This window comes from Saccharopolyspora sp. 7B (assembly GCF_020177435.1).
In the GTDB taxonomy this organism is placed as follows: Bacteria; Actinomycetota; Actinomycetes; order Mycobacteriales; family Pseudonocardiaceae; genus Saccharopolyspora_C; species Saccharopolyspora_C gregorii.
In genome coordinates this window covers 1-24785 of sequence record NZ_JAIUKC010000091.1, presented here as the reverse complement: position 1 = coordinate 24785, position 24785 = coordinate 1, and the positions used below count along the sequence as shown (strand labels likewise).

The window sequence follows — 24785 nt, the reverse complement described above, 5'->3', positions numbered from 1 at the left end:
GGGTGGGCCGGACCTCACCGGTGGCGGTGTCGAAGAGCCGGAGGGGGCGGGGTGTGCCCGGCACCTGGGGCACGGGGACCGACGACCAGGGTTGCATGCATCCGACCTTAAACGTCCCGGCCGACCGGACGCCGCCCTGTTACACATCGTGAGAACCAGGGCACTTCCGCGGGCCGCCCGCAGTCGGGACTTTCGACAATGTCGGGCCCCGCCCGCCCCGGGCCTATCCTCGGTCGGATGCGGAGGATTTCCGCCGCACCGCACGGGATCGCGGGATCCGGCACGGGTCCGCGCGAGCCGGACCGGGCGAGGAGGCGAGGCGTTGACATCGCTCCGAGCGGACGGCCTGTGCAAGGTCTTCGGCACCCGGCCCGAGGAGGCGCTGCGGCGCTCCCGGGCCGGTGACCCGGCCCGGGGCGGGCGCCACGGTCGCCGTGCTCGACGTCGGGTTCACCGTCGAGCCCGGGGAGACGTTCGTGGTGATGGGCCTGTCCGGCTCCGGCAAGTCCACGCTGATCCGGATGCTCAACGGCCTGCTCACCCCCACCGCAGGCCGGGTGCGCGCGGACGACCGCGACGTCACCGCGCTCACCGGCCGGGAATTGCGCGGGCTGCGGCAGCGCACCATGAGCATGGTGTTCCAGCACTTCGCGCTGCTGCCGCACCGCACCGTGCTGGACAACGCCGAGTACGGGCCGCTGGTCCGCGGCGACCCGCCGGCGCGCGCCCGCGAACGGGCGGTGGAGGCGCTGGGCATGGTGGGCCTGACCGGGTGGGAGGACCGGTTCCCGGCGCAGCTCTCCGGCGGCATGCGCCAGCGGGTAGGGCTGGCCAGAGCACTGGCCGCGGGCACCGACGTGCTGCTGATGGACGAGGCGTTCAGCGCGCTCGACCCGCTGATCAAGCGGGACATGCAGGATCAGCTGGTGCGGCTGCAGGGCGAGCTGGGCAAGACGATCGTGTTCATCACCCACGACCTCAACGAGGCGATGCGGCTGGGCGACCGCATCGCGGTGATGCGCGCCGGGCGCATCGTGCAGGTCGGCACCGCCGCGGAGATCCTGCACCGCCCGGCGGACGACTACGTGGCGCGCTTCGTGCGGGACGTGGACCGCAGCCGGGTGCTCACCGCCGGGCTCGTCGCCGAACCGGCCGTGCACGCGGATCGCGCCGGGCCGCTGCGGCGGGCGCTGGAGCTGCTGCGCGAGCACGACCTGGACCGGCTGCCGATCACCGACCGCGGTCGGCCGGTGGGGCTGCTGGAGCGGTCGGCCGCGGAGCTCGCACCACCCGACACAGCGCTCGCCGACCTGCTGCACCCCGGGCCGGAGCCCGTGGCCGCGGACCGCACGCTCGACGGATTCCTCGGTCGCGTCGGCACCGACACCCCGGTCGTAGACGGGACGGGCCGGCTGGTGGGGCTGGTGCGGCCGGTGCCGCTGCTGCGCGCGCTCGGCGCGGGCGGGCAGGAGGACGGCGATGCCTGAGCTGCCCAGGGTTCCGCTCGGCGACTGGTTCCAGGCGCTGGTGAACTTCCTCGACGACACCATCGGCCCGGTCTTCGACTTCATCGATCTGGTGGTGCGCTCGGCGGTGGACGGGCTGACCGCGGCGCTGCTGTGGCCGCCGTCGTGGGTGCTGGTGCTGCTGCTGGCGGCGCTGGGCTGGTGGCTGCGCGGCTGGCGGTTCGCGTTGTTCGCGCTGCTCGGGTTCGGCCTGGTGGTGAGCATGCGGGAGTTCCCGCCGACGGTGCAGACCTCGGCGCTCGTGCTCGTGGCCAGCGCGATCGCGATCGCGGTGGCCGTCCCGCTGGGAGTGCTGGCGGCCCGCAGCCGGGTGGTGAGCCGGGTGGTGCGGCCGGTGCTGGACCTGATGCAGACGATGCCCGCGTTCGTCTACCTCATCCCGGTGATCTTCTTCTTCAACATCGGGTCGGTGCCCGGCGTGGTCGCCACGGTGATCTTCGCGCTGCCGCCGGGGGTGCGGCTGACCGAGCTCGGCATCCGGCAGGTCGACGCCGAGGTGGTCGAAGCAGGCCACGCGTTCGGGGCGCCGCCGCGGCGGATCCTCACCGGCATCCAGCTGCCGCTGGCCCTGCCGTCGATCATGGCCGGGATCAACCAGGTGATCATGCTGTCGCTGTCGATGGTGGTCATCGCGGGCATGGTCGGCGCCGAAGGCCTGGGCACCGAGGTCTACACCGCGGTCACGCGGGTGCAGCTGGGCGCCGGGTTCGAAGCGGGCGTGGCGGTGGTGATCCTCGCCGTCTACCTGGACCGGATCACCGCCGTGCTCGCCGACCGCTCCCCCGCGGCGCGCCGCGCCGCGCGCACCGGATGACGAGGACGGGAGGCAGGACCATGCGGAGATCGCGCTGGGTCGCGTGCGTCGCGCTGCTGGCGGCGCTCGTGCTGCTCGCCGCGGGCTGCGGTGGCAGGCAACCGGAGACCGGGCAGCAGAGCAAGCGGATCACCATCGGCTACATCGCCTGGGACGAGGCGATCGCCGTCAGCAACCTGTACGAAGTGGTGCTGGAACGGCGCGGCTACCAGGTGCAGCTGACCGAGCTGGAGGCCGGGCCGACCTACGCGGGGCTGGCGAAGGGCGACGTCGACCTGTTCCTCGACTCGTGGCTGCCGCAGACGCACGCCGACTACTGGGCGCAGTACCACGACCGGCTGGAGGACCTCGGCGTCTGGTACGACCGGGCAACGTTGAACATCGCGGTGCCGGACTACCTGGTGGACGTGAACTCGATCGAGGACCTGCGCGGCCGGGCCGCCGAGTTCGGCGGGACCATCACCGGCATCGACCCGGGGGCCGGTCTCAGCCGGGTGACCCGCGACCAGATGATCCCGCAGTACGGGCTGGACGGGCAGTACACCCTGCAGACCTCCTCGACCACCGCGATGCTCGCGTCGCTGCAACGCGCCGTCGACGCCCAGCGGCCGATCGTGGTGACGCTGTGGCACCCGCACTGGGCGTACGCGAAGTTCCCGATCAAGGACCTGGCCGATCCGCGCGGCGCGATGGGGGCGGCGGAGCAGATCCACGCGGTGGGGCGGAAGGGCTTCACGGCCGACTTCCCCGAGGTGACGGGGATGGTGCGGAAGTTCCACCTCGACGACGGGCAGCTGGCGTCGCTGGAGAACGAGGTCAACGCCGCGCCCAAGGGCCAGGAGAAGGCGGCGGCGGCGCGGTGGGCCGACGCGCACCCGGAGGTCATCGCGAGCTTCACCGGTTGATCCCGGCGCCTCCGCTCCTGCCGCGCGGCGGTCGGTCACCCGGCGAAAACCACTCATCGCGAGCGAATCGGGCCCTCCCCTAGCACAGAATCGGCATCCGGTCATCCGTCCAGGTGATGGGTTAGTTACTATCCGGCACTGCCGAGCGTGCTGTCACGCGAATCTGGAGGACACCCCGTGCATGACGCCGCCAAGAGCAGCGAGCACTCGACCAGCAGCCCGATTCCGAACGCGGAGCCGCTTCCCAGCGCCCCCCGCGATCGCGGAAGCCGCTCGCTGTCCATCGCCGCGCTGATCTTCGTGGCGATGGCCGCCGTGATGGGCTGGGGCGCGAGCTTCGTCGGCCTGCACGAGTACGGCATGCAGTCGATGGCCGGGTTCACCTACTGGTCGGCGTGGCTGGTGCCCGCCACCTTCGACGGCGCCGCGTTCGCCTGCACCCTGATGACCTACCGCTCCTCCATCAACGGCCGGTCCGCCGTGCGCGGCCGCATCCTGATGTGGGCGTTCACCGGGGTCAGCTCGTGGATCAATTGGATCCACCAGCCCAGCCAGGAAGCGCAGATCGTCGCCGCCGGGCTGCCCATCGCGGCGGTCGCGGTGTTCGACGTGGTGCTGCTGGAGCTGCGCGCGGACTACGAGGCCAAGCACGGCATGCGCGGGTTCCGGCTGCGGCCAGGCCTGCTCGTGCTGCGCTGGATGGTGGACCGGCGCAGCACCGGCGAGGCGTTCCGCAAGCAGGTCATCGACATCCCGGTCGAGGAGATCGCCGGTCTCGGCACCCTCGCCCCGCCCGGAACCCGCCGCGCGAACGCGCTCAAGGTCGCGGCGCAGGCCGAGGCGGAGCAGCAGGCGGCCTCGCAGTCCGCGGCCGGCGCGATCGGCGAGACCGAGCGCGTCGAACCGGCGTCCCGCGCGGAGGTCCAGCCGCGCGTCGAAGCCGAACCCGCCGCCCGGACCGAATCGTCCACTTCGGACGACGAGCGCGCCGAGAACTCCCGGAACGCGCCGCGGACCACCTCGAACGAGGCCTCCCGGACCACCGAGCCCGCGGCACAGCGCCCGGCCGCCGAGCACGCCGCCGCGTCCTCGGCCCAGGCCGGTTCCACCGCCGCGGAGACCGCGGAATCCGGTTCGACGGCGCGGGATTCCGCGACCGCCGCGACGACGTCCAGGGCTGCGGCGAAGACCGACGCCGCCGCGACGAGCTCCGACGTCACCACCAAGAGTTCCGGCGCTTCCGCGACGAACTCCGATGCCTCCGCGAAGGCCTCCGGTGCGGTCGCGGCGGATTCCGCCGCCGAGGCGCGGGAATCCGGCACCACCGCGCAGGACGAGCGGTCCGCGACCACCGCGCGGAACGCGCAGCGGCCCGCCGAGGAGGCGCGGTCCGAGCTCGCCACCGGCGGCACCGCGGACGCCCCCACGGTCACGCTCGAACTGCCGAAGGTCACCGCCGAGCAGGACGCCCGAGCCGCAGCGTCCACCGCCGAGACCGGCACCCCCGAGGCCGACACCCCGGAGACGGACACCTCGGGGACCGACACCTCGGAGACGGGGACCGCGAAGACGGGGACCGCGAAGACCGAGGCCGCCGCGAAGCCCACCGCCAAGTCCGGCGCCGCCAAGCAGAAGCCCGCCGCGACCACCACCGGCGGCGCGAAGAAGCCGACCGACGTCCAGGACACCGAGCAGACGCTCACCCTGCCCCCGGTCCCGGACGGGCCGATGAGCGACCAGGACAAGCGCTCCGCGGCCCGCTACGACTACCGCATGTCGGTGGCGGCCGAGCAGCCGGTGAAGCCCGCCGAGCTGGCCAAGCGCTACGGCCTCTCGGAGAGCTGGGGCCGCCGCCAGATCAACGCGGCCCGCAAGTCCATGGCCCAGGAAGAGGCGCACGAGAAGTCCCAGCTGGTCGGCGCCGACCAGAGCTGATCCCGCGAGGTGATCGGCCCGGCCGGGAGGCGCGGGCCGGTCACCGGAGCGGAGCTGGACGCCGGCGACCGGGTCCGCGAGAGTCGCGGGGACGACGGGAGGGCCCATGCCGAGCGGCCACATCGTGTGGGACTGGAACGGGACGTTGCTCGACGACGGGGAAGCGATGATCGGCGCGGTCATCGCGGCGTTCGCCGACGCGGGCCTGGCGGTGACGGTCGAGGACCACCAGCGGCTGTTCACCCGGCCGATCTCGGTGTTCTGCGAGCGGCTGGCGAACGGTCCGCTGGCGGCGGCCGAGCTGGCGGAGCTGCTCGGCGGGTTCGACGAGCACTACGCGCGGGCGCTGCCGGACCTGGCGCTGGCCGCGGACGCGGAGTCCGCGCTCGCCGGGTGGGCGGCCTCCGGCGGCACCCAGTCGTTGCTGTCGATGTGCCCGCACGAGGTGCTGGTCCCGATGGTGCGGGCGGCGGGGATCACCGGTTCCTTCCGGCACGTGCACGGCCGCAGCGGCGAGTTCGCGGACACCAAGGCCGCGCACGTCCGCGCCCACCTGCGGGCGCTGGGCGATCCGGATCCGGCGCGGGTGGTGTTCATCGGCGACACGGTGGACGACGCGGCGGCGGCCGCCTCGGTCGGTGCCCGCTGCGTGGTCTACCACTCGGGCCGCAGCGCGCTGCACGCCCGCGACCACTTCGCCGGGTCCGGCGATCCGCTCGTCGGGAGCCTGACCGAGGCGGTCACCACCGCCCACGAGCTGCTCGCGGCCTGACCGCACGGCCCCCGGTGGCCGGTCCAGAACGCGGACGGGCGCGGTGGCCGAGCGGTACGATCACCGCGTGATGACCAGTCAGGCCGGAACCGGCCGCTCCCGGGACGGCCACCTGGTCGGCGGCTGATCCGCGCGCCCCCTCGTCGGCGAGTGCACTCGACGTCACCCGCACCGACCGAGGAGGACCGTGGCAGCCCGCTTCGACCACACGATCATCGCTTCGACGGACCCGGCCGAGATGGCCGCGTTCTACCGGGACCTGCTCGAAGCCGACGAAGCCCCGTCGTGGGGCCCGTTCGTCAACGTCCGGCTCACCGACGGCGTCCTGCTCCAGTTCGCCGCCCCGCCGGTGGACTTCCCGCCGCAGCACTACGCCTTCCTGCTGGACGACGCGCACTTCGACCGCGCCCACGCGCGGATCGCCGACCGGGACCACTGGGCCGATCCGCAGCGCACCCGTCCCGGTGAGATCAACACCGGCCACGGCGGCCGCGGCGTCTACCTGCTGGACCCGTCGGGCCACTTCGTGGAACTGCTCACCAGCCCGTACCTCTGAGGCCCCGTCAGCGCCGCCGCTTGGTGCGGAGGTAGTCGCCGACGACCGCCGCGCCGAGCCCGTCCGCGGTGGGGGCGACGACCCGGCCACCGCCGCGGCGGGCGACGACGTCGACGAACGCCTCCAGGCGGGGGTCGTCGCCGAGCATGAACACGCTGAGCGTCGCGCCCAACCGGTGCAACGAGTCCACTTCGGACAGCGTGACGCCGAGGGTGCGCGGGGTCGGCGGGTACTGGAACACGGCTTCGCCGTCGGGTTCCAGGTGCGCGGTCGGTTCGCCGTCGGTCACGACCAGCACCACCGGCTGCGCGTCCGGATGCCGCCGCACGTGCCTGCCCGCCAGCAGCAGCGCGTGGTGCAGGTTGGTGCCCTGCTCCCAGGAGCCCTCCAGCGCCGCCAGCTCCCCCACGTCCACAGTGGACGCGTAGCGGCCGAAGGTGACCAGCTGCAGCGCGTCCGAGCGGAACCGGGTGGCGACCAGGTGGTTCAACGCCAGCGCGGTGCGCTTCATCGGCACCCAGCGGCCGTCCTGCACCATCGACCACGAGGTGTCCACGCACAGCGCCACCGCCGCCCGGGACCGCTGCTCGGTCTCGGCGACCTCCAGGTCGTCCAAGTGCAGCCGCGGTGCCGCCGGGCCCGCCGCCGCGCGCCGCAGCACCGAGTTGCGCACGGTGCGGACCGCGTCCCACGGCTCGGTGTCGCCGTACGCCCACGGCCGGGTGGTCCCGGTGAGCTCCCCCGCCGCGCCGGCCCGGTCGGTGTCGCGGTCGCCCTTGCGGGAGCGCAGCTGCGAGACCACCGACTGCAGGGCCGTTTCGCCGAGCCTGCGCATCGCGCGCGGGCTCAGCCGCAGGTTCCCGTCCGGGCCGCGCTGCAGCAGGCCCTGCCCGCGCAGCTGCTTCTCGATGTCGGCGAGCCGCCGCGCGTCCACCACGGCCCGTTCGCCGAGCTGCCGTTCCAGCGCCTCCAGGTCGATGTCCTGCAGGCTCGCGCCCGGGTAGGACTGGCCGAGCTGCTCGGCCAGCTGCTCCAGCTCACCGAGTTCGGCCATCGCCTCGGTGGCCTCCGCCAGCCCCATCGGCTGGTCGCCGCGGAACCGGCCACGACCGGACCAGTCCTCGCCGGGGCGCAGCGAGCGCAGCTGCCGGTCCATCCGGTTCAGCGCCTCGCCGATGCGCGGGTCGCCGAACGCCTGCCGGGACAGCTCGGCCAGTTCGGCGCGCTGCTGCTCGCTCATCGAGTTCAGCATCCGCTGCGCCGCCGCGGACCGCGCCGCCAGCGCGTCGACCAGTTCGTCCACGTCGCGCGGGTTCTCCGGGAAGAACTCGCCGTGCTCGGCCATGAAGCGCTCGAACCGCTCCGGCACGTCGGCGTCGCCGCGGGCGTGCGCGGCCAGCAGCTCGGAGAGGTCGTCGAGCATCGCCCGGACCCGCTCCACGTCCTCCGGCGAGGTCCCCTGCAACGCCTCCTTCATGCCTTGGAAGCGCTGTTCGAGGAGTTCGCCGCCCAGCATCCGCTGGATCTCCTGGAACGTCTCGCGCGCGTCGGACGAGCGCCAGTCGTACTCGGCGAGCTCGCGCACCGAACCGCCCGCGTCCGGCGGCAGCGCACCCAGCTGCATCTCCCGGAACCGCGCGTCCTCGCCGTCCTCGGCGGCCAGCGCGGTGCGCTCCTGCTCCAGGGCGCGGTCCAGCAGCCTGCGCACCTCCTGCACCGTGCCGTCCAGGTTGTGCCTGCGCTGCAACTCGCTGCGGCGCTGCCACAGCCGGCGGGTCAGCTCGTCGAGGCCCGCGGTGCCGCGGGTCCCGGTGCGCAGCAGTTCCTCCAGCGCCGAGCGGGGTGACGCGCCCTCCATCACGTCCCGGCCGATCTGGTCCAGCGCGGAACGCAGGTCCACCGGCGGCTCCAGCGGATCGGAACCGCCGTGCCAGGCGCCGTACCGGAACCGCGGCATCAGCCGTACACCGACCGCTGCTCGTCGGTGTCCTTGGCCAGCTTCTTCGCCAGGTACAGCGCTTCCAGCGCCAGCTCCACCGCGCTCGCGATGCGCCCGACCGGATCCCCGGCGCGCACGTCCAGCCGTTCGGCGACCTGGTGCAGCACCGGCAGTTCCGGCAGCGCCCGCAGCACGTCGGCGCCCGCCACCCGTTCACCGGTGGCGACCTGGTGCCCGCCGGTGACGGCCGAGATCAGCGAACTCAGGTCCAGCCCGGCGAACAGGCCGCGGGCCGTGTCGGCGACCGAACGGCGCAGCAGGTAGCCGAGGACCTCGTCCTCGCGCCCCTCCTCGCCCGCTTCGAACTCCAGCTTGCCGCGCAGCACGCCCGGCACCGCGTCCAGGTCCACCGGCCGCGCCACCGCGGGTTCCTCCCCGGTCAGCGCCGCCCGGTGCAGCGCCGCCGCGGACACCGTCTCGGCCGCCGCGATCGCGAACCGCGCCGACACCCCGGAGCGCTGGTCGACCGCCGAGGACTCCCGCAGGTGCCCCACGAAGCGGGCCAGCACCTCCAGCAGGTGGTCGCCGACCTCCGCCTCCAGCAGCGCCTCCTGCCGGATCAGCGAGATCTCGTCGTCCAGCTCCGCCGGGTAGTGGGTGCGGATCTCCGCGCCGAAGCGGTCCTTGAGCGGGGTGATGATCCGGCCGCGGTTGGTGTAGTCCTCCGGGTTCGCCGTGGCCACCAGCAGCACGTCCAGCGGCAGCCGCAGGCTGTAGCCGCGGACCTGCACGTCCCGCTCCTCCATCACGTTCAGCAGCGCCACCTGGATCCGCTCGGCCAGGTCGGGCAGCTCGTTGATGGTCACGATGCCGCGGTGCGCCCGCGGCACCAGTCCGAAGTGGATGGTCTCCGGGTCCCCCAGGGACCGTCCTTCCGCGACCTTCACCGGGTCCACGTCGCCGATGAGGTCACCGACCGCCGTGTCCGGGGTGGCCAGCTTCTCGACGTAGCGGTCCTCGCGGTGCCGCCACGCGACGGGCAGCGCGTCGCCCTCCTCGGCGGCGCGGCGGATCGAGGTCGGGGTGATCGGCTCCAGCGGGTGCTCGTCCAGTTCGGAGCCGGGGATCACCGGCGTCCACTCGTCCAGCAGCGCCGTCAGCCCGCGCAGCAGCCGCGTCTTGCCCTGCCCGCGCTCGCCGAGCAGCACCACGTCGTGGCCCGCGATCAGCGCGCGCTCCAGCTGCGGCAGCACGGTGCGCTCGAAGCCGACGATGCCCCGCCACAGCGGATTCCCCGAGCGCAGCGCGGTCAGCAGGTTGCGGCGCACCTCGACCTTCACGCTGTACGGCAGGTGTCCGCTGGCACGCAGCTCCCCCGCCGTGCCGGGCAGCCCAGGAGGTGGGGTCCGAGAGTTCGTCACCCGTTCGACGCTACTCGCTCCGCCCGGTCGCCGCGAACACGTCTCAGCACGGGAAACACCGTCGTGCCAACGGGTTTCCCGCCGGTGCGGACGATTCCGGTGATCAGCGGCCCGCCGTCCGCCGGGAAGCCGCGCGGAAACCGCCCGGCACCCCGCGCGTGGCGCGCCCGCGCCGCTCGCCGGCGGTGACGCCGCGGTCGCGCAGCGCGACGACGTGCGGGGGAACACGCTGGCACCGCTGCGGTACCGGCGAGTAGAAAGGTGACGGCCCCAGCAGAGGAGAATGATCACGTGCAGCTGCAGACCGACCCCGTCCAGGCGGGCTTCGACCCCGAACGCCTCCAGCGCATCGACCGCCACTTCGCGGCGTACGTCGACGACGGCAGGCTCCCCGGCTGGCAGCTGCTCATCGCCCGGCGCGGCGTCGTCGCGCACTTCAGCTCGCACGGGAAGCGGGACATCACCACGGGCGCCCCCATCGAGGACGACACGATCTTCCGGATCTACTCGATGACGAAGCCGATCACCTCGGTCGCGGCCATGATGCTCCACGAAGAGGGCGCCTTCGAGCTCACCGACCCGGTCAGCAGCCTCATCCCCTCCTTCGCCGAGCAGCGCGTCTACACCGGCGGCCCCGCCCGCGCCCCGCAGACCCGGCCCGCGACCGAACCGGTGCGGATCTGGCACCTGCTCACCCACACCTCGGGGCTCACCTACGGCTTCAACCGGCTCAACCCGGTCGACGAGATCTACCGGCGCACCGGCTACGAGTTCGGCACCCCCGACCAGGACCTGGCGGGCGTGTGCGACGACTACGCGGCGATGCCGCTGCTGTTCGAACCAGGCAGCTCCTGGAACTACGGGGTGTCCACCGACGTGCTCGGCCGCGTCGTCGAAGTGGCCTCCGGCATGGGGCTCGACGAGTTCTTCCGCACCCGCATCTTCGAACCGCTCGGCATGACCGACACCGGGTTCGAGGTGCCGCCGGAGGACAAGGACCGGCTCGCCGCGCTGTACCTCGCCGACTCCGCGGGCAAGGCCACCGTGCCGAAGAACTCGCCGCCGACCGCCGCGCCGCGCGCGCTGTCCGGCGGTGGCGGGCTGGTGTCCACCGCCCACGACTACCACCGGTTCACCGGCATGCTGCTCGGCGGCGGGGCGCTGGACGGGGTGCGGCTGCTCAGCGACCGGACGGTGCGCTACATGGGCCGCAACCACCTGCCCGGCGGCGCGCACCTGGACCAGATCGCGAACGGGTCGTTCTCCGAGGTCGCCAACGCGGGCAAGGGCTTCGGGCTCGGCTTCGCCGTCGTCGAGGACCCGGTCGCCTCGCACGTCATCTCCACGCCGGGCGAGCTGTCCTGGGGCGGGATGGCGAGCACCGCGTTCTGGGTGGACCCGGCGGAGGAGCTCACGGTGCAGTTCTTCACCCAGCTCATCCCGTCCGGCACCCACCCGATCCGCTCCCAGCTCCACCAGCTCGTCTACCAGGCACTGGTGGACTGAGTAGAGGTTCGGCTCGTTCCAGAGCTTCTTCGCGGTTCTCCTGTCAGCGGCGAAGCCGATGAGCGGCGACCACGCAGGCAGCAGGACCACCCGCGGGTTCTCAGCCGCTTCCTCGCGAGGACAGCGTTTTCTCCTGTGGCGGAGCCACCGGTGAGAACGATCCCGCAGCGAGGAAGCGGCTGAGGTTCCGCCACCTCACCCCAGCGCAGAACGAGCCGATATCCCGGTCAGAACGCGGGCCAGGGGATGGCGGGCCAGTCACCGGACGGGGCCGGGAACTCGCCGGCGGTGAGCAGGGCGTCGACGCGGTCGACGAGCGCCTGCACCTCCTTCGGGGTGACGTGCTCGGCCAGCCGGGACGCGAGATCGCCCTCCAGCAGCGCGCGGAACCGGCTCAGCGCCTCCACCGCGTCCGCGGGCAAGCGCTCCCCGATCCAGCCCCACAACACCGTGCGCAGCTTGTTCTCCGCGTTCAGGCTCACCCCGTGGTCCACGCCGAACACCTCGCCGCGCGGCGAGTGCAGCACGTGCCCGCCCTTGCGGTCGGCGTTGTTGATCACGATGTCGAGCACCGCGAGCCTGCGCAGCTCCTCGTGCGGCGAGTGCGCCAGCAGCACCGGGTCACCGCGGTGGTCCTGGGCGCGCAGCACGGCGCGCCAGCCCTCCGGCACCTCCGACGGTGGCACCAGGTCCACCAGGTCGGAACCCTCCTCGGTGTCCACCCACAGCTGCACCATGCCCGGGCCGAACGGCCCCTCCCGCAGCAGCGTCGGCGGAATCAGGTTCCAGCCCAGCGCCTCCGCCACCAGGAACGATCCGACCTCGCGCCCGGCGAGCGTGCCGTCCGGGAAGTCCCACAGCGGCCGTTCCCCGCGCACCGGCTTGTACACGCACTCGGCGGTCACGCCCTCGTGCTCGACGGAGCAGAACAGCGTGGCGTTCGAGGCTTCCACGAGCCGGCCCTCGACCTCGATGCGGCCGTGTGCCAGGACCTCGCGAACGGCCGGATCATCGGGGTGCACGGTCGGCTAGTCCTCCTCGGAGCGGCGGTAACCGTTCTGCCGCGGGCAGATGTGCCCGTCCGGGTCCAGCGGCTCCCCGCACAGCGGGCACGGCTTGCGGCCCGCGTTGAGGACCCGCTCGGCGCGCTCGGCGAACGCGCGGGCGTCCGCGGGGCTGAGGAACACGCGGACCGCGTCCGGGCCCTCCTCGGTGTCGTCGAGCACCACCGACTCGTCGATCTCCTCCTCGGTGACCGCGAGCAGCTCGACGACGACGGCCTCGGTCTCGGCGTCCCAGCCGAGCCCCATGGTGCCGACGCGGAACTCCTCCTCCACCGGCACCGCGAGCGGGTCGGTGTCGAGCGAGTCGTCCGGCGGCGCGGCGGGCAGTTCCGCGTCGAAGCGGCGCTGCACCTCCTCCAGCAGCGCGCCGATCCGTTCGGCCAGCACGGAGACCTGCTGCTTCTCGAGCTGCACGCTGACCGTCCGGACGTCCTCGGACGCCTGGAGGTAGAAGGTGCGCTCGCCGGGTTCCCCGACGGTCCCTGCGACGAACCGGTCGGGCTGGCGGAAGACGTGGATGACACGAGCCATGGCACCTTCGACAGTAAGCCACCCGGCCCGCGGCTCGCGAAGCCGTCCCCTGTTCGGCCGGACACGGCCCCTCAGCAGCACCGTCGGCACCGCGCGTTCACCTGCGACCCACGTGCGCCGGGCTTCCCGCCACCCGGCCGGGCTGTTCGCCGAACGCGAACACACCGCCGCGGGCTGCGGTCCCGATCACTCGCGGCCCGCTAGGCTCTGGCCACCCCACGATCCGGACCTCCGGACGGAGTCATGCCATGAGCACCCGTGAACGACACCGGCCGCGACGGCTGCGAGCGGGCGACTCGGTCGCCGTGGTCGCCCCCGCGGGCCCGGTGCCCGCCGACCAGCTCGACGCCGGGTTGCAGCTGCTGCGCGACTGGGACCTGCGGGTCGTGCCCGGCAAGCACGTGCGCGAACGCCACCCCCGGCTGCGCTACCTCGCGGGCGCCGACGCGGACCGCGCCGCGGACCTGCAGCGGGCCTGGTGCGATCCGGAGATCGACGGCGTGCTGTGCGCCCGCGGCGGCTACGGCTGCATGCGGGTCCTCGACCACCTCGACTGGACGGCGATGGCCGCCGCCGAGCACAAGGTGTTCGCCGGGTCCAGCGACGTGACCGCCCTGCACGACGCGTTCGGCGTGCGGCTCGGCGTCGCCACCGTGTTCGGGCCGATGATCGGCACCGGCGCCTTCATCGACGACGCGCCCGCCCGCGAGCACCTGCGCCGCACCCTGTTCACCCCGGAGTCGGTGACGATCCTGACCCGCGGCGGCGCGGAGGCGCTGGTGCCGGGCCGGGCGCGCGGCATCACCTACGGCGGCAACCTGTCGCTGCTGGCGGCCGGGCTCGGCGCTCCGGACGCGGCCCCGCCGCCGGTGCGCGGCATCGCACTGCTCGAAGACGTCGACGAGGACCCGTACCGGCTGGACCGGGCGCTGACGCAGCTGCTGCGCGCCGGGTGGTTCGACCGGGCCAGCGGGATCGCGCTCGGTTCGTGGAGCGGGTGCGGGCCGGTGGACGAGGTGCGGGCGGTGCTGCGGGACCTGCTCGGGGACCTCGGGATCCCGGTGCTGTGGGAACTGGGCTTCGGTCACTGCGCGGCGCAGCGCACCGTTCCGCTGGGCGTGGCCGCCGAACTCGACACCGCGGCGCAGCGGCTGAGCGTGCTGCAACCCGCGCTGCGCTGAGCGACGGCCCGCACCGGACGTCGGGTAGAACGGCGGCATGCGGGTTCGGGCGATCACTCCGGAGAAGCTGGCGGGCGAGCTCGCCGACGCCGTGGACGGCATGCGCCGCCGGTGGCTGCGGGTCGCGGTCGACGGGGCCGCCGCGGCGGGTACGGCGGGCTTCGCCGACGGGCTGGTGGAACCGCTGCGGGTGCGCGGGCGCGAGGTGGTGCGGGTGCGGATGGACGGGTACGTGCGGCCCGCTTCGCTGCGGTTCGAGCACGGCCGCGACGATCCGGATTCGTTCTACGAGAGCTGGTTCGACCTCGCCGGATTGCGCCGCGAAGTCCTCGATCCGCTCGCCGACGACGGCACCGGGCAGGTGCTGCCCGCGCTGTGGGACGCCGCGACCGACCGCTCCCCCCGGCTCGACCGGGTACGGCTGCCGGAGCGCGGGGTGGTGCTGGTGGACGGTCCGCTGCTGCTGGGCGCCGGGCTGCCGTTCGACCGCACGGTGCACCTGTGGCTGCCGGGCGCCTCGCTGGCGCGCCACACGTCCGAGCCCGAGCGCTGGACGCTGCCCGCCTTCGACCGCTACCACGCCGAGGTGGCCCCGGAACGCCTCGCCGACCACGTGATCCGCGTCGACCGCCCCGGCCACCCCGCCGTCGTCGATGCCTGGACCTGACCGACCGAGCGGACCGAACCCACCCAGTCCTTCCCTTTCCTGTCAGCGGCGATGCCGCTGTGAGCAGCAACCCAGCACGCAGCAGAACCACCCGCGGGTTCTCAGCGCTTTCCTCGCGAGGACAGCGTTTTCTCCTGTGGCGGAGCCACCGGTGAAAGCGATCCCGCAGCGAGGAAAGCGCTGAGGTTCCGCCACCCGACCGTTCACGGGAGTCGGGAACGGGAAGATCAAGCAGGACGGCGGTCCAGGGTGGGGACTGCTGCCAGGAGGGTCTTGGTGTAGTCGTGCCGCGGGTCGAGCAGCACCTGCTCGACGGTGCCGAGCTCCACGATCTCGCCCCGGTACATCACCGCGACCCGGTCGGCGATGTTCCACGCCAGCCCCAGATCGTGCGTGATGACCAAAGTGGACAGTCCACGTTCGACGCGCAACCGCAGCAGCAGCGCCAAGATCTCCCCGCGGACCGTCGCGTCCAGCGAGGCGACCGGCTCGTCCGCGACCAGCACCTGCGGTGCCAGCACCAGCGCCCCGGCGATCACCACCCGCTGCCGCTGCCCGCCGGAGAGCTCGTGCGGGAAGCGGGACAGGAACTTCGACGCGGGCCGCAGTTCGGCGGCCTCCAGCGCTTCGGCGACCTTCGCGGCCTCGTCGGCGACGTCGCCGTGGATGCGCAGGCCTTCGGCGACCGCTTCGTAGACGGTGTGGCGCGGGTTCAACGCCCCCGTCGGGTCCTGCAGGACCAGCTGCACGCGGCGCCGGTACGCGCGGAGCCCGGCGCTGCCGGTGGGCAGCGGTTCCCCGTCGAACAGCACTCGCCCGGTGGTGGGCTGCTGGAGGCCGAGCAGGGTGCGGGCCAGCGTCGTCTTCCCCGATCCGGACTGCCCGACGAGCGCGATGATCTCGTCCGCGCCGACCTCCAGGTCGACGCCGCGCACCGCCCGCACCGCCGCCCCGGAGCGCGCCGGGAACTCCACCGCCACGCCTTCGGCGGCCAGCAGCGCCGGGCCGGCGGGGCGGGCCGCTTCGACGAGCCGGAACTTCGGGTCGCCGACGGTGGGGAACGCGTCGGCCAGCGCCCGGCTGTGCTCGTGCCGCGGCGCGCCCATCACCTGCTTCGACGGCCCGTGCTCGACGATGCGGCCGTCGTGCATGACCGCGATCCGCGCGCAGCTCGCCGCCAGCACCGACAGGTCGTGGCTGATCATGAGCAGCGCGATGCCGCGTTCGGCGACCAGCCTGCCCAGCAGCGCCAGCACCTGCGCCTGCACCACCACGTCCAGCGCGGTCGTCGGCTCGTCGGCGATGATCAGGCGGGGGTCGCAGGCGAGCGCCATCGCGACCATCACGCGCTGCTTCTGCCCGCCGGAGAGCTCGTGCGGGTAGGCGTCGGCGCGGTCGGCGGGCAGTTCCACCGATTCCAGCAGCTCCGCCACCCGCCCGCGCAGGTCACCGGTGGCGGTGCCGTGCAGCCGCATCGGTTCGGCGATCTGCGCGCCGACGGTGCGGACCGGGTTCAGCGCGTGCATCGCGCCCTGGAACACGACGGAGGCGGTGGACCAGCGGGCGGCGCGCATCCGGCCGAAGGACAGGCCGCGCACGTCCTCCCCGTCCAGCAGCACCTCCCCGTCGAGCACCGCCGAGCGCGGCAGCAGCCGCAGCACCGACATCGCCAGCGTCGTCTTGCCGCACCCGGATTCCCCGGCCAGTCCGAGGGTGTCGCCGGGTTCCAGGCTCAGGTCCACGTCGTGCACCGCGGGCACCAGGCCGTCGGTGCCCCGGTAGGAGATGGACGTGCCGCGCAGCGTCAGGATCGGGCTCATCGATTCCCCCGCAACCTCGGGTTGAACACCGCTTCCATCGCCCGGCCGCACAACGTGAAGCTCAGCACCACCAGCACGATTCCCACGCCGGGCGGCAGCAGGTACCACCAGGCGCCACCCGTGACGGCCCCGGTGTCCATCGCGGACTTGAGCATCGAGCCCCAGGACACCCGGCTCGGGTCGCCGAGGCCGAGGAACGACAGGGTGGACTCCATGATGATCGCGCTGGCCACCGACAGCGTGGTGTTCGCGAACACCAGCGGCAGCACCGCGGGCAGCACGTGCCTGCCGATGACGTGCCGGTTCCCGCCGCCGAGCACCTGGGCGCGCTCGATGTAGGGCCGGGCCTCCACGGTGAGGGTCTGCGCCCGCACCAGGCGCGCGGTGGTGGGCCACGAGGTCACGCCGATGGCCAGCACGATCGTGCCGAGCCCCCGGGACAGCACGGTGGACAGCGCGATCGCCAGCACCAGCGCGGGCAGCACCAGGAAGAAGTCGGTGAACCGCATCAGCAGCGCGTCGGTCCAGCCGCCGAAGTGCGCGGCGAGCACGCCCACCACGGTGCCGATCACCACCGACAGCACCGCCGCGGCGAGCCCCACCAGCAGCGAGACCCGAGCGCCCCACCAGGTCAGCAGCAGCACCGAACGCCCGGACTCGTCGGTGCCGAGCCAGGCCGAACCGCTCGGCGGCTGCAGCGCCTCCCCGGTCACCTTGGTGACGTCGAGCCCGGTCTGGTCGGTGAGCAGCGGTGCCAGCAGCGCCAGCGCCGCGATGAGCACCAGCAGCACCAGCCCGACGAGCCCGCCGCGGTCGGCGCGGAACACCCGCCACGACTCGCCCGCCGCCGCCCGCCGCCGCGCTCGCACCAGCCGGGCCGCGTCCCGTTCCGGCGGGGTCACCGGTTCGGTGGCCGTCATGCCGCACGCACCCGCGGGTCCAAGACCCGGTAGAGCAGGTCCGCCACCACGTTCATCACGATCACGCTCCCGGCCAGCACGATGAACGTGCCCTGCAGCAGCGGCAGGTCGGGCACGCGCAGCGCTTCGAAGGTCAGCAGGCCCAAGCCGGGCCACGAGTACACCGTCTCCACCGTGATCGCGCCGCCGACGACCAGCCCGAGGTGCAGGAAGATCAACGTCACGGTGGGCAGCAGCGCGTTCGGCACCGCGTGCCTGCGCCGCACCAGGTCTTCGCGCAGGCCCTTCGCGCGCGCGGTGGTGAGGTAGTCGGCGCCCATCTCCTCCAGCAGCGAGGAGCGCATCACCATCAGGTACTGCGCGTAGATCACCGCGACCATGGTCAGCGCGGGCAGCACCAGGTGCCGCGCCACGTCCAGCACCTGCGAGATCAGCACCGGCGGCGTGTCCGGCGAGACCATCCCGCCGACGGGGAACAGCCCCGGGAGCGGCCCCACCCCGACGCCGAACACCATGAGCACGATCAGCCCGAGCCAGAACGTCGGCACCGACCACAAGGTCAGCGCGACGGAGGTGGAGGCCTTGTCGAACGCGCTGCCGTGCCGCCACGCCGCCCGGGTGCCCATCCACAACCCGAGCGCGACGGCCAGCACGGTCGCGGTGCCCACCAGCAGCACCGTCGGGCCGAACCGCTCGCCGATCAGCTCCGCCACCGGCCTGCTGTAGGTGTAGGAGGTGCCGAGGTCACCGCGCACCAGCGCGCCGAGGTAGTCGACGAACTGCTTCCACAGCGGCTGGTCGAGCCCGAGCCGCTGCCGCAGCTGCTCCAGCTGTTCGGCGGACACGGGCGCACCGCGCGTCATGGTGCGCACCGGGTCGCCGGGCAGCACCCGGAACAGGAAGAACCCGAGCACCGCCACCAGGAACACGCTCACCAGCCCGCCGCCGAGCTTGCGCGCCAGGTACCCGGGCCAGCCCCCGCCGGCGCGGCCCCGGGCCGCCTGGTCCCCGGCTTCGACCGTCAAGTCGGCCATGCCTCACTCCCGTTCGTCGACGGTGGCCCGCCGGTGCCGCGCCACCAGCAGGCCCACCGCGCCCGCGACGAGCACCACGCCGGCCAGCACCAGCAGGGTGGTGCGGTCGTCGGCGGCCCGCGAGGTCGTAGCGGCCGCGGTGGGCCGCGCCCCGTAGTAGCCCCAGTAGCCCTGCTGCCCGGTGATCACGCCGCCGTCGGCGGGTTGCGCGGTGAACCCGCTGAACCGGTCGGAGCGGTAGGCCTCCAGCGAGTTCTGGTAGTACAGCACCGATGCGGACGCCTGCTCGTAGAACCGCGCCTGGGCCTGCTGCACCAGCTCGATCCGCTTCGCCGGGTCGAACTCCCCGAGCTGCTTCGCGTAGCTGTCGTCGTAGGCCGGGTCGCACAGGAACGAGTCGGGCGTGCCGCCGCCTTCCGGGGTGGGCCGGGAGGCGCAGGTCTGCAGCCGCAGCACGTAGTCCGGGTCCGGGTTCGCCGACCAGCCGGAGATGGCCAGGTCGAAGTCCCCGGCGGTGGTGCGGTCGTTGACCTGGTTGTCCGAGACGGGTTCGAGCCGCACGCGGATGCCGACGTCGGCGAGCCAGCGCTTCACGAACTCCCCGACCTGCGCGTCGGCGGAGGCGCTGGCGTGCAGCATGAACCGCAGCTCCAGCGGCTGCCCCTGCGGGGTGCGGCGGACGCCGTCGGGGCCGCGCCGGTAGCCGGCCGCGTCGAGCTGCCGGTTCGCCTCGGCCAGGTCGAACTCGCGGGGCCGCGGCGGGTTCCAGTGGTAGTCGTCGAAGATCGGCGGGAGGTAGCCGCCGCCGACCTGCCCGTAGCCGTTGAGCACCCGCTCGACCAGTGCTTCCTTGTCCACGGCGTGGTCGATGGCCCGGCGCACCCGGACGTCGCGCAGCGCCGGGTGCCCGCTGCCGATGGGGTCGCCCGCGCTGTCGGCCGCACCCGGGTTGATCAGCATCTCGAAGAACCGCCGGCCCTGACCGCGCACCTGCGCGATGTCGCGTTCCCCGGCGAGCGCGTCGAACTGGGCGGGGGTGAGCCGCTGGGCGACGTCCACGTCGCCCTTGCGCAGCGCTTGCACCGAGGCGTCGGTGTTCTTGAACTGCACGAACTGCAGCTCGGAGACCTTCGGCGGCCCGCGCCAGAACTCCCGGTTGGCGCGCAGCGTCGCGTACTGCTCCGGTTCGTACTCGGTGAGCACGAACGGGCCGGACCCGACCACCGGCATCCGGTCGTTGGCGAACCCGGCGACGTCGGGGATCCCGGACCACACGTGCTCGGGCACGATCGGCACGTCGATCGCCAGCATCGTGGCCTGCGGCGTCTTGGTGCGGACCACCAGGGTCCGCTCGTCGGGCGCGGCGACCGAGGCGAAGTTCTCCACGAAGTTGCCGTTCGCGGTGGCCGCCGCCGGATCCCGCATCATCCGGTCGTAGGTGTAGGCGGCGTCGCGGGCGGTGACCGGCTGCCCGTCGGTCCACCGCACGCCGTCCCGGATGCGGAAGGTCCAGGTCAGCCGGTCCGGGGAGGTCTCCCAGCTCTCCGCGAGCTCGGGGATGGCCGAGAAGTCCTCGGGGCTGTAGGTCGTCAGCGTGGGGTAGATCAGCCGGAACAGGTCGGTGGCGGCCAGCGAGTACCCGAGGAACGGGTTGAGCGAGTCGATCTGCTGCGGCACCGCGACCCGCAGCCGGGCCTCGCCCTGCTCGGCGGGCGCCGCGATGGCCGCGTTCGGCACGAGCAGGCCACCCAGGACGAGCAGCGCGACGAGCAGTCTCCGCCCCACGATGCACCCCACCCTTCTCCAGAAGTGAGGAGAAAGAACCATCCCAGGGTGCGGTTAGTCAATGCTCCACGAGCCGTGCCGCAGGCCAGGTCACGGAGTGTGTACCCAACCGTTACGCGGTACCGGATCGGCCCGCGCCCACCCGCACGATCAGGTGTCGCCCCAGCGGGCCTGCTGCCACTGCACCGCGTCCGGCCGGGAGCCGTCGACGACGTAGCCGAGCAGCCCCGCGCGCAGGTCGCGGAACGGCAGCACCGAGTCCTTCGGGAACAGCAGCGCGCTGCCCGCGTCGAACCGGAGCTTCGGCGCGTCCGCCAGCGGCGCCGGGTTGCAGGTGTGCCACGAGGTGAGGTCGCCTTCCTCGGACTCCTCGGTGTAGTTGAGCACCCCGACCTCGGCGTCCGCGTCGGTCACGATCCGCAGCTGCTGGTAGGGCCCGGCGATCTCGTCGCTCTCGTACGGCCGGTCCCACACGTACAGGTGCGCGGCCCGGCCCGCCGTCGGCGGCCGCAGCACCTTCTCCACCAGGGACGCCTTGTCGTCGCTGGTCGTGGCGTAGTGGCGTTCGCCGTCCACGACGGCGGTGGCGACGGTGACGCCCAGCTCGGTGTTGCGCGCGCCCACCGCCTCCGAGCGCAGCGCGTCCAGGCACTCCCGCGCCTCCCGCAGGGCCTTGATCGCGGCGCCCTGGTGCAGCACCAGCTCGCCCCAGTACGGGTGGCCGTGGATCTTGTTGAGCTCGCCGTAGACGGCGCCGGTGGCCTCGATCAGCTTGTCCACCTGGTCCAGCGGAACGTCGGAGAGGCGGGCGAACACGACCGCCAAGGGTTCGACCGGGCCGTCTTGCAGAGGCGGATTCGACATGCCTTCGTTGCACCCCACGGGAGTCGATTCTGCTGGTCTCGCATGGACACGCCGCGAGCAATGATGCCAACCCGCTCGGCGCCCGCGGACAGCGGTACCGGGAGAACGAAGACTACCTGTCGTGATCTTGCCACTGCGCAGCGCGGCCACCTGGGGCGGAACCCCAGCTCACCGGACCGGAACGACGAAGCGGACCGCTCGTCCCGCGAGGGGGAGGAACGGCCCGCGCAGCACCTCGGAACTCGCCACCCGGCGAGCGGGACGGGTTCCGCGGCGGGGCCGGTTCGCGGCGGGAGCGGTCAGCTCGCCTGCCCGCGCAGCAGGCCGTCCGCCGGCTCCGCGTCCACCGCCATCCCCAGCAGCGAGCGCCCCAGCTCGTCGGGATCGCCGAACCCGATCCGCCCCACCACGTCGTCCGGCAGGCTCAGCATGGACATCGCCACGCCCATCATCCCGGCCTCCAGCAGCCCGCCGCCGCGCGCGGAGATCGGTTCGCCGACCGCGGCGTGCAGGGTGACCGCCGAATCGACCCCCGCCAGGGTCATCTCACCGAGCGCCGAGCGCACCTGCGGGTTCCGCACGCCTTCCAGCTGGAGCTCGAACAGCGCCAGGAACTGCGAGCGCGCCGCGCCCGCCATCCGCCGCAGCATCGCCAGGTACAGCGCCCGCACGTCGTCCGCGGACACGCCCTCCGGCATGTTCTCCCGCAGCCGCCGCATCGCCGCGGTCTGCTGATCGGCCATCCGCCGGGCGATCGCCACGTACAGGGAATCCCGGTTCGGGTGGTAGTTCTTGGTGGTGCCTTCGGGGAAGCCCGCCTCGCGGTCCACGGCCCGATGGGTCAGGCCGCGGCCCCCGTCCCTCGCCAGCACCTCGATCGCGGCGTCGGCGAGCTGGACCCGACGATTCCTACGCTGCGGCATGCATCCCCTGTTGATCTTGCGCTTGTTGATCTTGCGTCGGCCCGTGCGTGCAGCGGCGCCCGTCCCGCGACCGACACCGCAGAGTAATCATTGTAGCGCGGGAGTGATCACCGCACCGCGATCAACACGGCGCCGCCCGCGGGCCGCTCCTCGGTTGCCAGCACCCGCGCCATTGGTATAGACCGGCAGGGTTCCGCAGTTCGCACCCAGGAGTCCGCGCATGCCCGACAATCCCGGCACCGGCCGCCCCGAGGCCACCTCGACCGCCACGCCCCCACCGGAACCGACACGAGCCGTGACCGGCCCGCACCACGCCGAACCGACCCTCGCGCACCTGCGCGCCATCGGCGAGCACAACGCGGCGGCGCTGCGCGGGGCGGCCGAAGCGCTGCTCGACTGCGTGCGCGCGGACGGCCTCGTGTTCACCGCGGGCGCCGGCCACTCCCTCGCCGGGGTGATGGAGTCGTTCTACCGCGCGGGCGGGCTGGCCGCGGTGCGTCCGCTGTACCACCCCGATCTGCTTCCGCTGCACGGCGCGGTGGCCTCCACGAACACCGAACGCACCAGCGGGCTCGCCCGCGAGGTCCTCGCCGAAGCGGGGTTCCGCGGCGGGCGGGACGCGTTGGTCGTGTTCTCCAACTCCGGGGTGAACCCGTACCCGGTGGAGCTGGCGGTCGCCGCGGCCGAAGCCGGCTCGGTGGTCGTCGCGATCACCTCGCCGCTGGCCTCCGCCGACGCCCCGCTGCGCGCGGGCACCACGCTCGCCGCCCAAGCGGGGATCGTGCTGGACACGCTGGTGCCGGGCGGTGACGCCAGCTACCCGGTGGCGGAACCGGTGACCGCGCCGCTGTCCTCGCTGTCCAACGCCTACCTGTGGAACATGCTGCTGGTGGAGCTGCACGACGCCGCGCAGCGGGCGGAGGTGCCGCTGCCGGTGTGGCGCAGCGCCAACACCGTCGGCGGCGACGAGGCGAACAAGGCGAACCTGCAGCACTACGGAGCCCGGGTCCCCGGACTCGTCTGACCCGCAGGAACGAACCGGGGCCGGTCCCGCGCGATGCGGAACCGGCCCCGGTTCGGAAGAGCTCCCGATGTGGGGATCTCGGCGCTCGCGCCCCGAGCCCGAAGGCCCCGGGGCCGAGAACGCGCTACCGCTCAGCCGGAGCCGAGCATGCCGGAGATCCGGCGGATCTGCGCCGCCCGCTCCGCCGCCAGCTGCTGCTCCGGGTCCACGGCCTCGTCGGCCTGGGCCAGCAACGCCAGCGTTTCGCGGACCGCCCCTTCCGGCGGTGCGCTCAGCGCCTCCACCAGCCGGTCCACCTCCGCGTCGAGCTCGTCGGCCACGACGACCGAGTTGGCCAGGCCGATCCGCAGCGCCTCCGCGGCCGGGACGTCCCGCCCGCTCACGCAGATCTCCACGGCACGCGCGTAACCCACCGCGCGCACCAGCGGCAAGGTGCCGCCGAGGTCCGGGACCAGCCCCAGCCCGGTCTCGGCCATCCGCAGCGAAGCGTCTTCGGTCAGCACTCGCAGGTCGCAGGCCAGGGCGAGCTGGAAGCCCGCGCCGATGGCGTGCCCGTGCACGGCCGCGATGGTCACCCGGTCGGGTTCCCGCAGCCAGCTGAACCCCTGCTGGAACGTGGCGATCGCGGCGTCGGCCTCTTCGGTGGGGCGCTGCCCCAGCGAGACCAGGCCGGGTTCGCCGTCCACCTCGTCGGCCCCGAACAGCCGCCGGTCCAGCCCCGCGGAGAACGCGCGCCCCCGCCCGCGCACCACCACGACCCGGACCTCCGGGTCGAGGGACTGTCCGATTTCGCGCAGCGCCGCCCAGGTGGCCGGCGTCTGCGCGTTCAACTTGTCCGGGCGATCAAGTGTGATGGTGGCGCGCCGCCCCTGGACCGTGAGCCCCACACCGCCACGGTCCAGAAGGTCGGCGTCCATCCTCGACTGCTCCAAGCGGGCCTCCATCAGTTCTGCGTTGACCGGACAGGAACCGCGCAAGACGTTACCCGCCGGTCGAAAACGGACCGCATGGAACCGATCATGCCCGCCGGGTCACTTCTTCTTGGTCCGCGTCGCACCCCCACGTCCGCGCAGCTGCACCCCGGACTCGCTGAGGACTCGGTGCACGAACCCGTAGGAACGGCCGGTCGCCTCGGCGAGAGCGCGAATGCTCGCACCCTTCTCGTATTTCTTCTTCAGGTCACTGGCAAGCTTGTCCCGGGCGCTCCCTGTAATTCGCGCACCCTTCTTCAGGTCAGCCACAGTGTCCCCGCCTTCCCTCCGAACAGGTCGGGCCGCTCGCGACCCCTGTCGTCGCAATGATCGAACAGGACGGCCGTAAACGCCAGGCGATCATGCAAAAAGATCGCCCAACGGTTGAGATCGATAGGCTGCGATCACCGGAATGCGCTCGACCGTTCGGTCTAGCCAACTCGGGACATCCGGCGGTGAGGATCGCCATCCCACGACGTTTTTGCTGGTCAGAGCGTGATGACTGTGCGGGGTGGGGGGGGGGGGGGGGGGGGGGCCCCCCCCCCGGCCCGGGGGGGGGGGGCGCGCGCGGGGGGGGGGGGGGGGGGGGGGGGGCAAAAAAACCCACCGCGGGGGGGGGTAGAGCGA

At 73.0% G+C, this 24785-nt stretch carries 22 protein-coding genes; 10 read left to right on the top strand and 12 right to left on the bottom strand.

The genetic code is table 11. The annotated features are described in order from the left end of the window. Positions 1–401 precede the first annotated feature (401 nt). From LCD33_RS15505 to LCD33_RS15480, 6 genes are all read left to right on the top strand, one after another. Positions 402–1487, top strand: coding sequence for a betaine/proline/choline family ABC transporter ATP-binding protein (locus tag LCD33_RS15505; RefSeq protein WP_308011282.1), 1086 nt, complete (start codon positions 402–404; stop codon positions 1485–1487). Then, positions 1480–2340, top strand: coding sequence for a proline/glycine betaine ABC transporter permease (locus LCD33_RS15500; protein WP_224958668.1), 861 nt, complete (start codon positions 1480–1482; stop codon positions 2338–2340). Before LCD33_RS15505 ends, LCD33_RS15500 begins: the two co-directional genes overlap by 8 nt. A gap of 20 nt (positions 2341–2360) precedes the next feature. Further along, positions 2361–3245 (top strand): glycine betaine ABC transporter substrate-binding protein, encoded by an 885-nt coding sequence (locus LCD33_RS15495; protein WP_224967072.1) that lies wholly within the window; start codon positions 2361–2363, stop codon positions 3243–3245. Between the two features lie 177 nt (positions 3246–3422). Further along, positions 3423–5180: a DUF2637 domain-containing protein gene (locus tag LCD33_RS15490; protein WP_224958666.1), complete on the top strand. Its 1758-nt coding sequence runs from the start codon at positions 3423–3425 to the stop codon at positions 5178–5180. A 106-nt stretch (positions 5181–5286) separates the two neighbouring features. Next, entirely contained in the window at positions 5287–5952 is a 666-nt protein-coding gene (locus tag LCD33_RS15485; RefSeq protein WP_224967071.1) for an HAD family hydrolase, read from the top strand. Between the two features lie 187 nt (positions 5953–6139). Then, positions 6140–6508: a VOC family protein gene (locus LCD33_RS15480; RefSeq protein ID WP_224967070.1), complete on the top strand. Its 369-nt coding sequence runs from the start codon at positions 6140–6142 to the stop codon at positions 6506–6508. A gap of 7 nt (positions 6509–6515) precedes the next feature. Here the strand turns inward: LCD33_RS15480 and LCD33_RS15475 are convergent, their stop codons facing one another. After that, entirely contained in the window at positions 6516–8465 is a 1950-nt protein-coding gene (locus tag LCD33_RS15475) for a VWA domain-containing protein (protein ID WP_224967069.1), read from the bottom strand. Then, a complete protein-coding gene (locus tag LCD33_RS15470; protein WP_224967068.1) occupies positions 8465–9868 on the bottom strand; it encodes an ATP-binding protein in 1404 nt (467 codons plus the stop codon). Before LCD33_RS15470 ends, LCD33_RS15475 begins: the two co-directional genes overlap by 1 nt. A 291-nt stretch (positions 9869–10159) precedes the next feature. On the opposite strand from LCD33_RS15470, the gene LCD33_RS15465 reads away from it, so the two are divergent. Continuing rightward, positions 10160–11374, top strand: a complete 1215-nt coding sequence (locus tag LCD33_RS15465; protein WP_224958661.1) for a serine hydrolase — start codon at positions 10160–10162, stop codon at positions 11372–11374. 227 nt (positions 11375–11601) lie between these two features. Here LCD33_RS15465 and LCD33_RS15460 read toward each other — a convergent pair whose 3' ends face one another. Further along, a complete protein-coding gene (locus tag LCD33_RS15460; protein WP_224957642.1) occupies positions 11602–12396 on the bottom strand; it encodes an SCO1664 family protein in 795 nt (264 codons plus the stop codon). 6 nt (positions 12397–12402) lie between these two features. Next, a complete protein-coding gene (locus LCD33_RS15455; protein WP_224957643.1) occupies positions 12403–12969 on the bottom strand; it encodes a DUF3090 domain-containing protein in 567 nt (188 codons plus the stop codon). Between the two features lie 248 nt (positions 12970–13217). Here LCD33_RS15455 and LCD33_RS15450 point away from each other — a divergent pair, with 248 nt between their 5' ends. Both LCD33_RS15450 and LCD33_RS15445 read left to right on the top strand, forming a co-directional pair. Further along, positions 13218–14150: an LD-carboxypeptidase gene (locus tag LCD33_RS15450; protein WP_224957644.1), complete on the top strand. Its 933-nt coding sequence runs from the start codon at positions 13218–13220 to the stop codon at positions 14148–14150. A gap of 37 nt (positions 14151–14187) precedes the next feature. Then, complete coding sequence (locus LCD33_RS15445; RefSeq protein WP_224977988.1) at positions 14188–14817, top strand: uridine kinase; 630 nt, start codon at positions 14188–14190, stop codon at positions 14815–14817. A gap of 227 nt (positions 14818–15044) precedes the next feature. On the opposite strand, the gene LCD33_RS15440 is transcribed toward LCD33_RS15445, so the two are convergent. The 6 genes from LCD33_RS15440 to LCD33_RS15415 form a co-directional block, all read right to left on the bottom strand. Beyond that, a complete protein-coding gene (locus LCD33_RS15440) occupies positions 15045–16637 on the bottom strand; it encodes an ABC transporter ATP-binding protein (RefSeq protein ID WP_224977987.1) in 1593 nt (530 codons plus the stop codon). Beyond that, on the bottom strand, positions 16634–17557 hold the full coding sequence (locus tag LCD33_RS15435; protein WP_224957647.1) for an ABC transporter permease: 924 nt from the start codon (positions 17555–17557) through the stop codon (positions 16634–16636). The genes LCD33_RS15440 and LCD33_RS15435 overlap by 4 nt, the downstream gene beginning before the upstream one ends. Beyond that, positions 17554–18591 (bottom strand): ABC transporter permease, encoded by a 1038-nt coding sequence (locus LCD33_RS15430; RefSeq protein WP_224957648.1) that lies wholly within the window; start codon positions 18589–18591, stop codon positions 17554–17556. Before LCD33_RS15430 ends, LCD33_RS15435 begins: the two co-directional genes overlap by 4 nt. Before the next feature lie 3 nt (positions 18592–18594). Continuing rightward, the gene (locus LCD33_RS15425; protein WP_224967066.1) at positions 18595–20376 is read right to left on the bottom strand and encodes an ABC transporter substrate-binding protein; all 1782 of its coding nucleotides are present in this window, start codon (positions 20374–20376) and stop codon (positions 18595–18597) included. Between the two features lie 150 nt (positions 20377–20526). Next, a complete protein-coding gene (locus tag LCD33_RS15420) occupies positions 20527–21240 on the bottom strand; it encodes an Imm1 family immunity protein (RefSeq protein ID WP_224957652.1) in 714 nt (237 codons plus the stop codon). Positions 21241–21539: 299 nt separating this feature from the next. Continuing rightward, complete coding sequence (locus LCD33_RS15415; RefSeq protein WP_224957654.1) at positions 21540–22163, bottom strand: TetR/AcrR family transcriptional regulator; 624 nt, start codon at positions 22161–22163, stop codon at positions 21540–21542. Between the two features lie 220 nt (positions 22164–22383). On the opposite strand from LCD33_RS15415, the gene LCD33_RS15410 reads away from it, so the two are divergent. Continuing rightward, complete coding sequence (locus LCD33_RS15410) at positions 22384–23187, top strand: sugar isomerase domain-containing protein (protein WP_224967065.1); 804 nt, start codon at positions 22384–22386, stop codon at positions 23185–23187. Positions 23188–23318: 131 nt separating this feature from the next. Here the strand turns inward: LCD33_RS15410 and LCD33_RS15405 are convergent, their stop codons facing one another. Next, positions 23319–24104 (bottom strand): enoyl-CoA hydratase/isomerase family protein, encoded by a 786-nt coding sequence (locus tag LCD33_RS15405; protein WP_224957658.1) that lies wholly within the window; start codon positions 24102–24104, stop codon positions 23319–23321. Positions 24105–24218: 114 nt separating this feature from the next. Next, positions 24219–24428: a helix-turn-helix domain-containing protein gene (locus LCD33_RS15400; RefSeq protein WP_009942935.1), complete on the bottom strand. Its 210-nt coding sequence runs from the start codon at positions 24426–24428 to the stop codon at positions 24219–24221. Positions 24429–24785: the final 357 nt, after the last annotated feature.

Excerpts from the sequence above, each read along its gene's own strand:
- LCD33_RS15455 (WP_224957643.1), bottom strand. The coding sequence starts at position 12,969 with ATGGCTCGTGTCATCCACGTCTTCCGCCAGCCCGACCGGTTCGTCGCA.
- LCD33_RS15415 (WP_224957654.1), bottom strand. The coding sequence starts at position 22,163 with ATGCCGCAGCGTAGGAATCGTCGGGTCCAGCTCGCCGACGCCGCGATC.
- LCD33_RS15485 (WP_224967071.1), top strand. The coding sequence starts at position 5,287 with ATGCCGAGCGGCCACATCGTGTGGGACTGGAACGGGACGTTGCTCGAC.
- LCD33_RS15410 (WP_224967065.1), top strand. The coding sequence starts at position 22,384 with ATGCCCGACAATCCCGGCACCGGCCGCCCCGAGGCCACCTCGACCGCC.
- LCD33_RS15430 (WP_224957648.1), bottom strand. The coding sequence starts at position 18,591 with ATGGCCGACTTGACGGTCGAAGCCGGGGACCAGGCGGCCCGGGGCCGC.
- LCD33_RS15405 (WP_224957658.1), bottom strand. The coding sequence starts at position 24,104 with ATGGACGCCGACCTTCTGGACCGTGGCGGTGTGGGGCTCACGGTCCAG.
- LCD33_RS15420 (WP_224957652.1), bottom strand. The coding sequence starts at position 21,240 with ATGTCGAATCCGCCTCTGCAAGACGGCCCGGTCGAACCCTTGGCGGTC.
- LCD33_RS15450 (WP_224957644.1), top strand. The coding sequence starts at position 13,218 with ATGAGCACCCGTGAACGACACCGGCCGCGACGGCTGCGAGCGGGCGAC.
- LCD33_RS15440 (WP_224977987.1), bottom strand. The coding sequence starts at position 16,637 with ATGAGCCCGATCCTGACGCTGCGCGGCACGTCCATCTCCTACCGGGGC.
- LCD33_RS15475 (WP_224967069.1), bottom strand. The coding sequence starts at position 8,465 with ATGCCGCGGTTCCGGTACGGCGCCTGGCACGGCGGTTCCGATCCGCTG.
- LCD33_RS15445 (WP_224977988.1), top strand. The coding sequence starts at position 14,188 with ATGCGGGTTCGGGCGATCACTCCGGAGAAGCTGGCGGGCGAGCTCGCC.
- LCD33_RS15435 (WP_224957647.1), bottom strand. The coding sequence starts at position 17,557 with ATGACGGCCACCGAACCGGTGACCCCGCCGGAACGGGACGCGGCCCGG.
- LCD33_RS15495 (WP_224967072.1), top strand. The coding sequence starts at position 2,361 with ATGCGGAGATCGCGCTGGGTCGCGTGCGTCGCGCTGCTGGCGGCGCTC.
- LCD33_RS15500 (WP_224958668.1), top strand. The coding sequence starts at position 1,480 with ATGCCTGAGCTGCCCAGGGTTCCGCTCGGCGACTGGTTCCAGGCGCTG.